Source organism: Streptomyces sp. NPDC058279, from assembly GCF_042881255.1.
Taxonomy (GTDB): Bacteria; Actinomycetota; Actinomycetes; order Streptomycetales; family Streptomycetaceae; genus Streptomyces.
The window spans coordinates 16,328-28,409 of record NZ_JBHVYA010000017.1; the positions used below are offsets into that span (position 1 = coordinate 16,328).

Annotated in this window: 13 protein-coding genes, 1 tRNA gene and 2 pseudogenes; 9 read left to right on the top strand and 7 right to left on the bottom strand. The window is 69.2% G+C overall.

Annotated features, from left to right (window positions below):
- Nucleotides 1-92 precede the first annotated feature (92 nt).
- Nucleotides 93-1,220: a serine hydrolase domain-containing protein gene (locus ACFVXJ_RS25440; RefSeq protein WP_389665019.1), complete on the top strand. Its 1,128-nt coding sequence runs from the start codon at nucleotides 93-95 to the stop codon at nucleotides 1,218-1,220.
- Between the two features lie 179 nt (nucleotides 1,221-1,399).
- Here ACFVXJ_RS25440 and ACFVXJ_RS25445 read toward each other — a convergent pair whose 3' ends face one another.
- The 3 genes from ACFVXJ_RS25445 to ACFVXJ_RS25455 all read right to left on the bottom strand — a co-directional run bounded on the left by ACFVXJ_RS25445 (nucleotide 1,400) and on the right by ACFVXJ_RS25455 (nucleotide 2,105).
- Nucleotides 1,400-1,570, bottom strand: a complete 171-nt coding sequence (locus ACFVXJ_RS25445; protein WP_389665021.1) for a hypothetical protein — start codon at nucleotides 1,568-1,570, stop codon at nucleotides 1,400-1,402.
- A 39-nt stretch (nucleotides 1,571-1,609) separates the two neighbouring features.
- Nucleotides 1,610-1,831 (bottom strand): hypothetical protein, encoded by a 222-nt coding sequence (locus ACFVXJ_RS25450; protein ID WP_389665022.1) that lies wholly within the window; start codon nucleotides 1,829-1,831, stop codon nucleotides 1,610-1,612.
- Between the two features lie 85 nt (nucleotides 1,832-1,916).
- Complete coding sequence (locus ACFVXJ_RS25455) at nucleotides 1,917-2,105, bottom strand: hypothetical protein (protein ID WP_389665024.1); 189 nt, start codon at nucleotides 2,103-2,105, stop codon at nucleotides 1,917-1,919.
- A gap of 30 nt (nucleotides 2,106-2,135) precedes the next feature.
- Here ACFVXJ_RS25455 and ACFVXJ_RS25460 point away from each other — a divergent pair, with 30 nt between their 5' ends.
- The 4 genes from ACFVXJ_RS25460 (at nucleotide 2,136) to ACFVXJ_RS25475 (ending at nucleotide 4,006) form a co-directional block, all read left to right on the top strand.
- Nucleotides 2,136-2,321: a hypothetical protein gene (locus ACFVXJ_RS25460; protein WP_389665026.1), complete on the top strand. Its 186-nt coding sequence runs from the start codon at nucleotides 2,136-2,138 to the stop codon at nucleotides 2,319-2,321.
- 410 nt (nucleotides 2,322-2,731) lie between these two features.
- Entirely contained in the window at nucleotides 2,732-3,025 is a 294-nt protein-coding gene (locus ACFVXJ_RS25465; protein WP_389665027.1) for a hypothetical protein, read from the top strand.
- Nucleotides 3,022-3,351, top strand: coding sequence for a DUF6233 domain-containing protein (locus ACFVXJ_RS25470; protein ID WP_389665029.1), 330 nt, complete (start codon nucleotides 3,022-3,024; stop codon nucleotides 3,349-3,351). Before ACFVXJ_RS25465 ends, ACFVXJ_RS25470 begins: the two co-directional genes overlap by 4 nt.
- A 373-nt stretch (nucleotides 3,352-3,724) precedes the next feature.
- Nucleotides 3,725-4,006, top strand: coding sequence for a hypothetical protein (locus ACFVXJ_RS25475; protein ID WP_389665031.1), 282 nt, complete (start codon nucleotides 3,725-3,727; stop codon nucleotides 4,004-4,006).
- Between the two features lie 17 nt (nucleotides 4,007-4,023).
- Here the strand turns inward: ACFVXJ_RS25475 and ACFVXJ_RS25480 are convergent, their stop codons facing one another.
- The 3 genes and pseudogenes from ACFVXJ_RS25480 to ACFVXJ_RS25490 form a co-directional block, all read right to left on the bottom strand.
- Nucleotides 4,024-5,253: a TerD family protein gene (locus ACFVXJ_RS25480; RefSeq protein ID WP_389665033.1), complete on the bottom strand. Its 1,230-nt coding sequence runs from the start codon at nucleotides 5,251-5,253 to the stop codon at nucleotides 4,024-4,026.
- A gap of 74 nt (nucleotides 5,254-5,327) precedes the next feature.
- Nucleotides 5,328-6,299: an MsnO8 family LLM class oxidoreductase gene (locus tag ACFVXJ_RS25485; protein WP_389665035.1), complete on the bottom strand. Its 972-nt coding sequence runs from the start codon at nucleotides 6,297-6,299 to the stop codon at nucleotides 5,328-5,330.
- Between the two features lie 283 nt (nucleotides 6,300-6,582).
- Nucleotides 6,583-6,834, bottom strand: a pseudogene (locus ACFVXJ_RS25490) (hypothetical protein); the annotation flags it as partial.
- Nucleotides 6,835-7,548: 714 nt separating this feature from the next.
- Here ACFVXJ_RS25490 and ACFVXJ_RS25495 point away from each other — a divergent pair.
- The 4 genes and pseudogenes from ACFVXJ_RS25495 to ACFVXJ_RS25510 all read left to right on the top strand — a co-directional run.
- Nucleotides 7,549-8,019, top strand: coding sequence for a hypothetical protein (locus ACFVXJ_RS25495; RefSeq protein ID WP_389665037.1), 471 nt, complete (start codon nucleotides 7,549-7,551; stop codon nucleotides 8,017-8,019).
- Nucleotides 8,020-9,080: 1,061 nt separating this feature from the next.
- Entirely contained in the window at nucleotides 9,081-9,833 is a 753-nt protein-coding gene (locus ACFVXJ_RS25500; RefSeq protein ID WP_389665038.1) for an ASCH domain-containing protein, read from the top strand.
- A 221-nt stretch (nucleotides 9,834-10,054) separates the two neighbouring features.
- Nucleotides 10,055-10,128 (top strand) — tRNA-Met (locus ACFVXJ_RS25505).
- A gap of 539 nt (nucleotides 10,129-10,667) precedes the next feature.
- Nucleotides 10,668-10,887, top strand: a pseudogene (locus tag ACFVXJ_RS25510) (IS5/IS1182 family transposase); the annotation flags it as partial.
- A gap of 9 nt (nucleotides 10,888-10,896) precedes the next feature.
- On the opposite strand, the gene ACFVXJ_RS25515 reads toward ACFVXJ_RS25510, so the two are convergent.
- Nucleotides 10,897-11,502, bottom strand: a complete 606-nt coding sequence (locus ACFVXJ_RS25515; protein WP_389665040.1) for a hypothetical protein — start codon at nucleotides 11,500-11,502, stop codon at nucleotides 10,897-10,899.
- Nucleotides 11,503-12,082 lie beyond the last annotated feature (580 nt).

Below are 12,082 nucleotides of genomic sequence, written 5' to 3' on the forward strand. Positions count from 1 at the left end.
CCAATGGGTCACGTGCGTCCACGAGGGGTGGCCGCAGCCGCGGGGAGCGCAGGCTGCGGGTCGCTGTCGTCGGGGCGGTTGCCACGGTCGTGATGAGCGCCGGTCTCGCCCTGCCGGCGTCGGCTGCCGGCACTGCGGACGCTTCGGCGGCACGAGGCGGGCATGCGGCCACGCGGGCGGCACTGGACTCGGTCGTCCAGGACGGGGCGCCCGGAGGCATCGTGCTCGCCGAGCAGGGGCACGACATCTGGGCTGGACATGCGGGCACTGCGGATCTGGCAACCGGCCGCACGCCGCGGGCCGATGACCGCTTCCGGGTCGGCTCGATCACCAAGACGTTCGTGGCCACGGTGATGCTCCAGTTGGAGGAGGAGCGGAAGCTCAGCCTGGACGACACGGTGGACCACTGGCTGCCGGGCCTGGTGCAGGGCAACGGGCACGACGGCAGCAAGATCAGGCTACGGCAGATCCTCAACCACACCAGCGGCATCTACAGCTACACCGACGACGAGGACTTCAAGCGCAAGGAGTTCGGCACCGACTTCCTCAAGCACCGCTACGACACCTGGACGCCCCGCCAGATCGTCCGGCTCGCCATGACACACCGGCCGGCCTTTGCCCCCGGCGACGACTGGAGCTACTCCGACACCAACTACGTCATCGCTTCCATGGTGATCCAGAAGGCTACCGGCCACTCCTACGCCCACGAGATCGAGCAGCGCATCCTGCGCCCCCTGCACCTGGACTCCACGAGTCTGCCGGGCACCCGCGCCCGCGTCCCCGGACCCAGTGGACGCGCCTACTCGAAGCTGACCGGGGAGCTCGCCGGGCCGGGAGAGCCGAACAGCGCGATCCACGACGTCACCGAACTCAACCCCTCCTTCGCGGGCGCCGCCGGAGAGATGATCTCCAACAACCAAGACCTCAATCGGTTCTACCGGGCCCTGTTCTCCGGTCGGCTCCTGGAGGAGCCTCAGCTGAAGGAGATGATGACGACCGTCTCGATCAAGAACATGCCGACCTTCTCCTACGGCCTGGGACTGATGAGGATGACGTTGTCGTGTGGTACCGAGATATGGGGGCACAACGGCGGCATTCAGGGATCCATCTCGCAGACCATGGCGACGGCAGACGGAGATCACGTGCTGTCGCTGAACTTCAACGGCGACTGGAACATCCACGAACAGCGGCTCGCCGACGCCGAATTCTGCGGTGTCTGAGCTTGACTCGGGGATCTCGGAGGCGTCGTGGTCAGATGCCGAGGCGTCGGGACGTGCTCGGGTCTGACGGGCGGGCACGGGCTCGCTATCACCGAGGTGGTCAGCCTCTGGTCGTCCAGGCTGCGGGTGGGTAACGGAGCGGCTGTAGATGGTGCCGGACTTCGTCCAAGGCGTCGGGCTCATCCCCCTTCTGTCAGGTCGATGTCGTTCGTGACCTCACCGAACCGATCCCGCACTACGCGGAGCGTCGATTCGCCAAGCCGGCGGCCGGTGATCGCGATGTCGTATCGGCGCGCGTTGTTGAGAGCATCCTTGGCCAGGGCCCTGTGCTGGTGGAAGTCCCGGCTCATCGCGTCCAGGGCCTTGCCAGTGAGTGGGGGTCATGTCGCTCAGCTTTGGGTGGAGAACGGCATGGCGTCAGCCCACTTCCAGAATGCCCGGCCTTCGGACACCTCGCGTTGCATGATGTCGAACAACGTCGAAGGCTTCGCCTCAGGTGGAATGTCGACGGCGACGTGGCGGTCACCGTTCCACTCGCTCAACAGACCTGCGACAGCGATTTCGGTCGGGAAATCCTCGGCGGTGACGCCGCAGATGAGGCCGCCGGACAAGGAACGGGCGATGAATTCGATTCGCCCCTGGTCATCTATGAGGCGGGATACATCGGCCTACCGGCACCCGGTCCGCTTCAAACGCCTACGCCTGGACCTCACGGCGGGAGACGTGGTCGACGGAGGTGTCGGCGCTGACCTCGGCGACCAGCTCCGGGCGGACCAAAGTCACGTCCAAGGCGTCGCGGCCGCCCCACGCGGAGGCGAACCGCATGCCGGTCCAGGGGTGCCCGGGGTCGGCCTCGGTGATGCTTCCGGCGACGAGGCGGGCCACTTCGGGACGCCCTTTGTCGCCGCCGGGCTGTTGTCCCCGCGGCACGACATCCGCGCCCTGCGCATGGACGAGAGCGTCGTCGGAGGCGGGGGCGGCATGGTGTTCGACATCGACTCCCGCGTCTACACGCAGTTCCCCGCACCTACCAAGGCTCCGACCCTGTCCGAGGCCATCATCGGCGGCGACCCCCGCCCCTTCGGACCTGACACCCCCTGAGAAGTCCGGATTCCGTGTGTCTCAGCCGGGCCGCGCGAATCAGGACGACACTGCCCTGGCGCCTGCGGCTCGACAGGCCGTAGCCCAGCCCTCAAGGCGCCGGGGCTCTCGTAGCCCGCTGCCCTCACAGACGCCCCGCCGCCCGACGGAGCAAACGGACGTTCCGACTGGTTGGTGATGCCCACCTCGGTCAGGTGGCGGCGGGTGTGGGCCTGCACGTGGCGGGCGGGAATGCTCCGAATGCCGTGGGGCGCTCCGCCGCCGACCAGGTAACGGGCACAAGGCGCGGCATCGGGGTGGTCATGGGCGGGTCCTCTCCATGACGGCACTGTAGTGAACCGTTTCGCCTCCCCGGAGATGGTCTCGCGGGCGCGTCGCGCAAGCATTCGAACACATGTTTCACTAAGTGGATGGCACCACTCCCCTTCCCCGACGACCTGATCCACCTCCAGCAGCAGTGGACCCGCACGTACAACCTGCTCGCCGTCCGGCCGCAGCAGGGCGGTGCTGAGCTGCGGCGGGAGCTGATCCGGCTCTCCGAGATCAGCGGGCATCCGTTCTGGCGGGCGCACGGGTACGGCGCTGCCCGGCGGGTGGAGCTGCGGCGGGCCGCCGAGGCGGCTGTGGGTGAGGAGCCGGAACCGGTGGTGCGCCACATCGACGGCGCCTTCACCGTCTCCGACCCGGGCGCGCGGTCGTCATGAGCGGCACGAAGGAGCGGCTGGAGCGGTGGCGGGCCGTGCAGGCGTGGCTCACCTGGCAGCAGTACCAGGTCGCGCGCACCATCGCCGCCCTGGAGGCCGCCCTGGCCGAGGAGCAGAGCCGGCTTCCCCTGCCGCCGCCTCCGGATTGGAAGGCGGAGGCGATACGGACTCCGGGCGGCCCGCAGGTGCTGCGGGTTCACCTGGGCGTGTGCGGCATGGGCAAGGGAAAGCCCATCGGCCGGGAGCAAGCCCGCCGCATGCTCGCCGACGGCGTGGAAGCGTGCCCGTACCGCGGTCCGGACACCGCCCTCGGCATGCCCGGCTGAGCATGGGACGGAGCCCTCCGCCGGGCACGAGGTGCTGCGCCGACTCGCTGTCAAGGGGCAGCGCCCTTACGGATCGCGCGGTCAAGGGGTTGCCCGCCTGGTGATCAGCGGTTGCGCGGCAGGAAGCCGAGCCAGCCGTTCGCCCGGCGCTCGCGCTCCAGGGCCGCCTACGTCATCATGCCGGCGGCTCCGCACGGTCGTGGCGGGCCACCACCAGGCCCCGGTCCGCCCCCGCGATCCGCCCGCAGCGGGCAGCACGTCTCCCGGACACCGTCGGCCGGCTCCAGGCCGGCGAGAGGGGAGCGGCGGCCCTCGTCGATCGTGCGGACCGCTGCCAATCCAGCCCGGGTGGGCCCAGGGGGCGGGAGCGGCCGTGCGGCCGCTGCTCCCCCGTCGCGAGTACTTCTGCCCCACGCCCCTCGCCCTCCTTCTGGGCAGCGGATCCCCGCACGCGCTGCGCGCCGGCAGGCTCATGTCGACCCTGGTGATGACGATCGAGGCCCTCCTGCCCCTCGGGCTGCTCGTCCCGGGCATCCGTCCTTACGCCGCTGCCGTCGGCATCTGTATGGACCTGCGCTTCTGGGCTCTGCTCCCCGTCCAGCTCGCGGGATTCTCCCTGACCACGGCGGCCTCCTACATCCTGTTCGCCGGATGATCAGCCGGTCCTCGGGGTCAGTCCTTGGTGGCGGAGTGCCAGCTCATCCCCCAGCCGTATTCGAGGTCGGCGGCCTGCTGCTTGAAGACGCCCGGCGCGAGCACCAGGTACTTCGCCTCTCTCCGTACGACCAGTTCGCCGCCCACGTTCTCGATCAGTGCGATCGCGGCGACCGGTGAGGGAACGGTGCACTCGTCCAGACGCACTTCGATCGGTGGGCCGGCGGGTGGATACAGCGTGGCGACGCCGTGGAGTCCCGCGAAGTCGGGCGCCCCGTCGTAGATGACCACGAACACCAGGAGGCGTTCGATCTCGGCGGAGTGATCAAGGTTGATCATCAGGTTCTCGCCGTCCTCGCTGCAGCCGGTCCGGTCGTCCTGATCCAGCAGGACGTACGGCGGTCGGTCGAACGAGCCGAACTGGTTGCCGATGGGGTGGACGATGCCCTTCGTTCCGTTCCGCAGCTCCCACATACAGGAGAGGTCCAGGTCGACGTCCTCCAGCCGGACGGCGTCCTTGCCCCTGCCCAGCCGGCCGCGCCCCGGCTCGGCCGCGCTCCACGTGAGGTTGACCCGCATGGCCCCCGAGGTGGCGCCCTGCTTGGTCAGCGACACCGCGGGGGCGGCCTTCGTCAAAGTGATCTTCGACAGCCGTACGGGTTCGGGCGCCGGGGGCACCGGCGCGGGCGGCGGCTGCCGTACCGGCGGGGATGACGGTGTGGTGGGCTCGTCCACGGTGATGCCGAAGTCGGTGGCCAGCCCGGCCAGGCCGGAGGCGTAACCCTGGCCCACCGCGCGGAACTTCCACGCACCACCCCGCCGGTACAGCTCGCCGAGCAGGAACGCCGTCTCGGAGTCGGCGTCGGTGGCGTCGAACCTCGCCGCCTCGGCACCACTCTCCGCGTCCAGTACGCGTACGAACAGACCGGGCACTCGGCCGAACGTGCCGTCGGTGGAGGCCGCGACCACCACGGTCGAGATGTCCTGCTCCACCGCCGACAACGTCACGCTGATCGTCTCGACGACGCTCGCGCCGTCCTGTCGCCTGCCCTCGTGGCGGACGGCGCCGCTGCGGTGGGCGGGCTGGTTGTAGAACACGAAGTCGTCGTCCGACCGCACCTTGCCGGCTGCGGTCAGCAACAGGGCCGACACGTCGACGTCCGGAGTTCCGGGGCGCTCCTGCCATCCCAACTCCACCCGCACCGAGGCGTGTTCCACCGGCACATTGGCGCCTTTTCGCAAGCCCATGCGGGCCCCCTTCCGCGACTGCCCCCGACGTCCGCAGCGTACGAGATTGTCCCGCCCGTCTCGGTACTTCTCGCTCAGCCGCAGTGCTTCCTGATCAATTCGTAGGAGCGCAGGCGGTCGCCGAGGTCGTGGACGGGCGTGGTCAGCATCAGCTCGTCCGCGCCGGTCTCGCGCGCCAGTCGGTCGAGCCGGCGTACGACAGTCTCCGGGGCCCCGACGGCCTGCTGTGCCCGGAAGTGGGCCAGCACCGTTCGCTCTTCCTCCGTGAACGGGTGGGTGGCGGCTTGCGCGGGGGTCGGGAACGGCATGTCGCTCACCCCCTTGAGGAGCCCGGCCTTGACGACGGCCATCGGCCCCGTCCGCCGCACGGCCTCCTCGTCGGTGTCCGCGCACACCGCCTCGACGCACAGCAGCACCCGGGGCCGCTCGCACCAACGGGACGGGGTGAACTCCGCCCGGTAACGTTCGAGTACCGCAAGGGTGTTGTCGGGTCGGATGTGGTGGGCCACGGCCACCGGCAGGCCGAGCGCCGCGGCGAGGGCGGCGCCCGCGGGGCTGGAGGCGAGCAGCCACGGCTCCGGCAGCGGGTCGAGGGCGACTTCGTCCACCAGGAAGGAGAGGACCGAGGCCACGTCGCTCCCGTACTCCGCGTCGGTGGTCGGTCCGGCGCCGCGGCGCAGCGCCCGCGCGGTGGCCTCGTCGAACGTTCCGGGGCCGCGGCCGACGCCCAGGTCGATACGGCCCCCGTGCAGGGCGGCCAGTGTCCCGAACTGCTCCGCCAGCATGATGGGGGCGTGGTTGGGTGCCAGCACCCCGCCCGAGCCGAGACGGATGACGGAGGTCGTGGCGGCGGCGTGCGCGATCAACACGACCGGCGGGAACGCGCCGATCGCGGGCGAGTGGTGGTGCTCGGCGTACCAGAGCCGGTGGTAGCCGAGCCGTTCGAGTCCCTGTGCGAAGGCCGCGGTGTCCCGCAGCGTGTCCACGGCGCGGGTGTCCGTCTGGACCATCGCGACTTCCAGTGCTGAAAGAGGTATGTCGAGCATGTCGTCAGCATAGGGATCATGCGCCTGCATGGGGATCACTCGTGGACACGGGCAGCACGCGTCCGGCGGGAGGTCAGGTGCGAGGGGATCGCAACGACTTTGAAGGTAAGGCCCCGCCCGGGCTGGACGACTGCAAGGTTGCCTGCGCTGTAGTCGATGACCAGCGCGGAGAGCGGCAGGGCGATGCCGGGCGATTTCACGGTACTGATCCGCGTCCCGGTGCCGTCACGCGGCGTGGGAGTAGACGGGCATGTCCAGGGCGGCGACCTTGCCGCCCAGGCCAGGGGGTGTTGCCGGAACAGTCCCAGCGGTTCCGCTCGCCGGGGTGCGGGTCGTACAGGGCCCGGCCGCCGGCGCCGGACTGGCCGCCTTCGGTCAGCAGCGCGGCGCCGGTCTGGCTCTCGTTTGCCGTCCGGCCGGTGATGTCGAGCAGCAGCACGTCGAGCGGGCCGCCGACGAACTCGGCGCAGTCCCGGCCGGGCCGTGGGCCCGGGTTCGGGTCGTCGTGGTCCGTGCCGTAGACCCGGCCGCGCAGGTTGCGCAGGCCGGTCGCGATGATCGGGGCCTTCCTGTCGTAGCCGCTGAACCCGTCGGCCGGCTCGCCTGCCCACAGCGGCCGGGTCAGCTCCTGAAGTCGCGGGACGGTGCGGTTGGAGTCGCGGGCGCCGATGTGGTTGAAGACGATCAGCATGGGCGGGTGCGGGTCCTTCGGTGCCGCGGTCGGCTGGTCCGCAGGACGGGTAGCCTGTGGCTGGCTCTGTTGCACTGGTCGGCCTGATACCGAAGTTGTGTGACGTGCAGGTGTTCTCCGTTGAGATCTCCGATGCTGTGGTGGCGGTCCGTGCCCGCACGAGGTCCGGCGAACCGGCGGGGCGCACGGGCTGTGGCCAGCTCAGCGAGTGGTGCCGCAGCCGCTCCGCACATTGGTCCGGCGGTACGGCCGTGGGGCAGGTCGATAGCCCGGGCGGCGGTTGTGGGAGCCCAGTGGCCGGGCAGGTGCTGAAGGACCCAGTACCAGCGCGAGGCCGTCAACCGGGCGGACTTCACGGACGAGTACGCCAGCCCCGACGTTCCGGGCCAGGCGGAACAACGAGGCCTCTCCCCCGGGAGCCCCAGAGGCCGGGTCACATGCGGAACGTCTGGCACCGCATTCCTTTGCCCGGCCAATCTTGAGGTGGGTTGGGAGTTGCTGGGACGATCCGTAGCCTGACGGTTCGTCACCGGGCGGATCGCGATCTGAGGGGGCTCGATGAAGCGGTACGCCAAGAAATTGGCTCTCCTGACCGTTGCACTGATGGCAATCGGCTTCGCGCCCGGCACGGCCCAGGCCGCGAGTGGCCAGAACATTCAGAACGGGAACGGCCTGTGCCTTGATTCAGGGAAGTACATGGACCAGTCCGTCTCCGATCAGGCATGCAACCTCGGAAGCTATCAGGCCTGGGGCTTCTCGAACGTAGGGACCTGGAACGGATACCAGGTATACCAGCTCTGGAATGGGGCACACGGGTGCCTTGACGACCCGAACTACGACGCGCCGACGACGCATGCCTGCAACGGCGGCGACTACCAGCACTGGGCATTGATCCCTTACGGCTCTGGATTCATGCTGGAGAACGTGCACTTCCACAACGGCTGTATCTACGCGGACTACTCTGGCGTCGGCGGCGTGAGGACGGGAAACTGCGACTACAGCTCCAAGGCTCTGTGGCACCACTTGTAAGACATCTTGCGACGGTGTGCGCATGGTCGGTCCGGGACGTGATCCACCACTTCGACATGCCGGCGTGTGCCCGGTGAAGCGGTCCTCCTGGGCGGTCGGAGAGGGCGACAGGCGCGGTCCGGCACGGGGCTGGGCGGCTGCCACAGCGGATGGTCGGGATGCCCACGATGGCAGCCGGGTGCCCCGCTCCGACAGGGTGGCCCCCACGGTCGGTGCCGCCGACCGCACCCTGACGACCTCGACCGCACACTCGGCCGCGAGTTACGCAGCCGCTCTCGGCGTCGGCGCCTCCACGCCTTCCCCTTGACCGCCCTGACCCTGTCGAAAGCGGTCCGGCCCTGTGCCATCGATGGCACAGGGCCGGAGCGTCGCGCGGTGACGTCGTCGAGGGGCTTCAGACCACAGCAGTTCCACCTGACCGAACAGCCTGAACGGCGTCAGGTCGGCTGGGCGATGTAGTTGCAACTGCGGTCAGGGCCTCGAATTTCCCCGCCCCCGCCCGCCTCCTGTGGCGCACCCTCGGCACCCGCCTTTACCAGCGCACCACCGTCCGCGTCCGCCGAAGCGGCACCGTGGTCCGCCAGCCATAGCTCCCCCGCTCCATGTGCGGGGGGACGGGCCCTCACCGGTCCAGGGCTTCGCCGCCTTCCTTCAGAACGACTGGGACGCCGTCGTGAACGGCCTCACCCTGCCCCGCAGGTGGCAGCCCTGGCGCCTTCCCACCGCCGGGGCCCTCGCGCCTGCCCGCCGCCAGTGCCGCGAACGGCACACCGACGTGCCGAACACGCCGCCGTCTTCACCGTCGGCATCAATGGCCCACTACAGCCACGGCAGAATCACGGCCCGGGATCGTCGTCCGTGACCACGACCAGCCTCAGCCAGGCCGTTCCGTCCCTGCCCACGGGACCGCGATAGGGGCCAGTCAAGGCGAGCCGAAATCCCGTGGAAACCCACCTGCGTGGCGTGGAATGATCTTCGGCGGACTGTTGACGAAAGGGAAGGGTGAAGACGTGTACGTACCGTCATCTGCACGAGCTCTCGATGATGACGAGCGTGAGCTCGTGGAGCTGGCACGCCGCACCATAGACGCGCATACCGACGCCGGGCCCGGCGAAGACGGGATCCACACAATGGGCGCCGCGGTCATGGCCGCCGACTACCGGATGTTCGCCGGCGTTAACCTGTACCACTTCACCGGCGGACCCTGCGCCGAACTCGTGGCTCTGGGAGCCGCACGAGCCCAGGGCGCCCGCCAGATGCGCTGCATCGTTGCCGTGGGAAACCACGGACGGGGGGTCATCGGCCCGTGCGGGCGCGATCGGCAGGTCTTCGTGGACTACTACCCCACCATGCGAGTCATCGTGCCCACGCCCGCGGGGCCCAGGTCCGTTCTCGCCGCCGACCTGATGCCGCTGACTCAGCGATGGACCCCGGAAGGCATGAACGGTCTCGACCCATCGCTTTACCAAGACCCCGAGACGGCCGGTCCCCCGATCATCCGGTTCAACCCCCGCTACCTTGAAGACGTCCGCTCCGGCGCCAAGACCAAGACCACCCGCTTCCGGGACCCGGCCCAACTCGGGCCGGCACGGCTGGTGTTTGCAAGCGACCCCGAAGTCGTCCTGCCGGCAGAGGTGACCGGCATCAGGCACTGCCTGGTCAGCGACCTCACCGACCAGGACGCCCAAGCCGAGGGGCTGACGACCGCAACCGAACTCAGGGAATGCCTCAAGGGCCACTACCCTAATCTGGCGGGAACCGACGAAGTCGACGTAATCACCTTCCAGATCAACGACAACACAGGCGCTGCTTGAACTGCGGAGGCACCAGCGACGACTGGGCTGCAAGGTGACGACGAGCAGATCTCCTCTGACGCGCGCAGCACACGGCCGAGCTTCCTTCGTTCTCTTGCAGACCCTCGTCCTCGCCCAGCCGCCATGACCATCACGAGATATCTGCCACAGCCGTTTTCAGGAATCGCCATCAAGAGCCGGTCAGAGGCGGTGCCGCGGTGCCGTAGGGTGGGGTTCACCGACGCGGGGTGGAGCAGCTCGGTAGCTCGCTGGGCTCATAACCCAGAGGTCGCAGGTTCAAATCCTGTCCCCGCTACTACCCGGAAGGGCCCGGATCCTCAAAAGGACCGGGCCCTTCTGCCATACCCCGGCCCTCACGGGTGAGGGGCGTGGTGGCCGGGCCGCCGGATTTCGGTTGGTCCACGCGACTGCGGTCAGGAGGCGGGTCGTAGACACCAGCGCCGTCACCGCCCTGGCGGGCGGACACAAGGCGCTCAACGCCCTCGCGGTCAACATCACCGCGAGCGGCGACCGGCTCCTCGTGCCCGCACTGTGCCTGGCTCGGGCCGAAGCCGACCAGACCGGAGCGCGCCCGCCGTTCTCGGCTACCCGTGTACCGACCTCGAGCCGCTGGGGCAGATCGACGCACCGGCCGTGGGCACGATGTTCCGCGACGGGTACGGCGGCATGGACCCCCGCCACGCCTCTACACCGCACTGCGCCGCACGGCGCCGGGGGAATGCCCATCCTCCTGACCGACGACCAGAACCGCTACCCGCCAGGCATCCTCGCCATGGGCATCGACACCCCCGGCATGCTCGGCTTCCACTGACCTCGACTGGCGAACCAGAAAGGCAGTCGGCGGCTGACCGCGTCATCGATCACCTCGGGCCGATGTTCGCGCTCCAGTCCGCGAACGGTGCGTCAAGAACACCGTCCTCATCGTGGACGGCACCCTGGTCCCGACCCGGGACCATGCCGTCGCCACGAAGCCGAGGAACTATCGGTAGTCCACCAGCACCAGGCCGTCATCGACGCCGACACCCGCTTTTTTGCAACACCCTTCAAGCCACTGTTGCGCCTGTCAGGGCCGCAGGCCCGCCCGCCTAAGTGCGACCTCAGCCAAGGCGGCAACGACCTGCTGGTCGCCGCGGCGCCAGGCGTCCGCGAAGCCGCCCGGCGGGGCGGGAATCGCGCGGAGGTCGCCCGGCGGTCCGGTGAGGGCTCGAAGCGCAAGGAGGTCGGCGCCTCCGGTTCCGTCGTAAAGGCTGCGAACGATGGCACTGCGACGGATCCAGCGCAAGCGCAGGGGAAGCCACACCAAGAGTACGAAAACCACGGGAACGACGATCAGAACGACTGCGACCAGGGTAGCCAGCTGGCTGATGGCGTCTTGCAGGGACTGCCCGGCATCGGCAAGCCCGGTGCCGGCATCGGCCGCGGAATGGAAAGGCTTCTTCAGGAGGCCGCCGACCAGCGGCACATCCGAGGCTGTTGCACCGGCGTCGTCGAGAGCGCTGGCGAAGCCTTCACCTGCGCTCTCCACCTTTCGTCCCGGCTCGGCCAGCAGCATGATCGCGTCGTGGACAGCCAGCGCGAACCACACCGCGCCGGCGATCACGACCACGGCGATCAGGTCCGCGAGGATCTGGCGGTTCCGCTGTGCTGGGGTCTGGGCGTAGAGAAGCATCCGCTGCTCCGCTCCTGGTCCGGTCATGGCGTCGAGGCGCCGACCCGGGAGGCCGGCGCCAGAGTGTACGGTCCCGGCCGCAAGGCTCGGTCCGTTGCTCGACCGTACGTCGGCACGGGCCGCACGACCGCTGTTCACGGGTACACGTCCGCGCCAGGTTGCCAGGTGCAGCAGCAGCAGCGCCCGCGGCGGGCGGGCGCGGAACAGGTGGCGCCGTTGTATTAGCCGCGTCGATGGGGATATTGGCGGAACAGGACCAGCCCCAGACCGAGGGAGCCGGATATGCGGTGATGGAGCAGATGCTCGGGGACCTGGTCCTCATCGGGGCGGCAGTACGCGTCATCGTAGGCGCTGTCGACGTGGGGCTTCACAGGCTCGGGCAGTCCGCACCTCGCGGGCCGAGGCCGGTCCGCCTACGGCACAGGACCAATCGGACCAACCGCCGGGCGAGGTCTTTGCCCCGCCTGAAATGAGTGCCGCTTCACCGCCTGGGTTGGCCGGTGAGCCCGCACCGTGCGGGCTGTGTCGCGTGATATCAACTCAGCAACACGCCCGTGAACCGCGTTTCGGACAGACGTCG

Excerpts from the sequence above, each read along its gene's own strand:
- ACFVXJ_RS25515 (WP_389665040.1), bottom strand. The coding sequence starts at position 11,502 with ATGCTTCTCTACGCCCAGACCCCAGCACAGCGGAACCGCCAGATCCTC.
- ACFVXJ_RS25445 (WP_389665021.1), bottom strand. The coding sequence starts at position 1,570 with ATGAGCCGGGACTTCCACCAGCACAGGGCCCTGGCCAAGGATGCTCTC.
- ACFVXJ_RS25480 (WP_389665033.1), bottom strand. The coding sequence starts at position 5,253 with ATGGGCTTGCGAAAAGGCGCCAATGTGCCGGTGGAACACGCCTCGGTG.
- ACFVXJ_RS25470 (WP_389665029.1), top strand. The coding sequence starts at position 3,022 with ATGAGCGGCACGAAGGAGCGGCTGGAGCGGTGGCGGGCCGTGCAGGCG.
- ACFVXJ_RS25440 (WP_389665019.1), top strand. The coding sequence starts at position 93 with ATGAGCGCCGGTCTCGCCCTGCCGGCGTCGGCTGCCGGCACTGCGGAC.
- ACFVXJ_RS25485 (WP_389665035.1), bottom strand. The coding sequence starts at position 6,299 with ATGCTCGACATACCTCTTTCAGCACTGGAAGTCGCGATGGTCCAGACG.
- ACFVXJ_RS25495 (WP_389665037.1), top strand. The coding sequence starts at position 7,549 with ATGAAGCGGTACGCCAAGAAATTGGCTCTCCTGACCGTTGCACTGATG.
- ACFVXJ_RS25465 (WP_389665027.1), top strand. The coding sequence starts at position 2,732 with ATGGCACCACTCCCCTTCCCCGACGACCTGATCCACCTCCAGCAGCAG.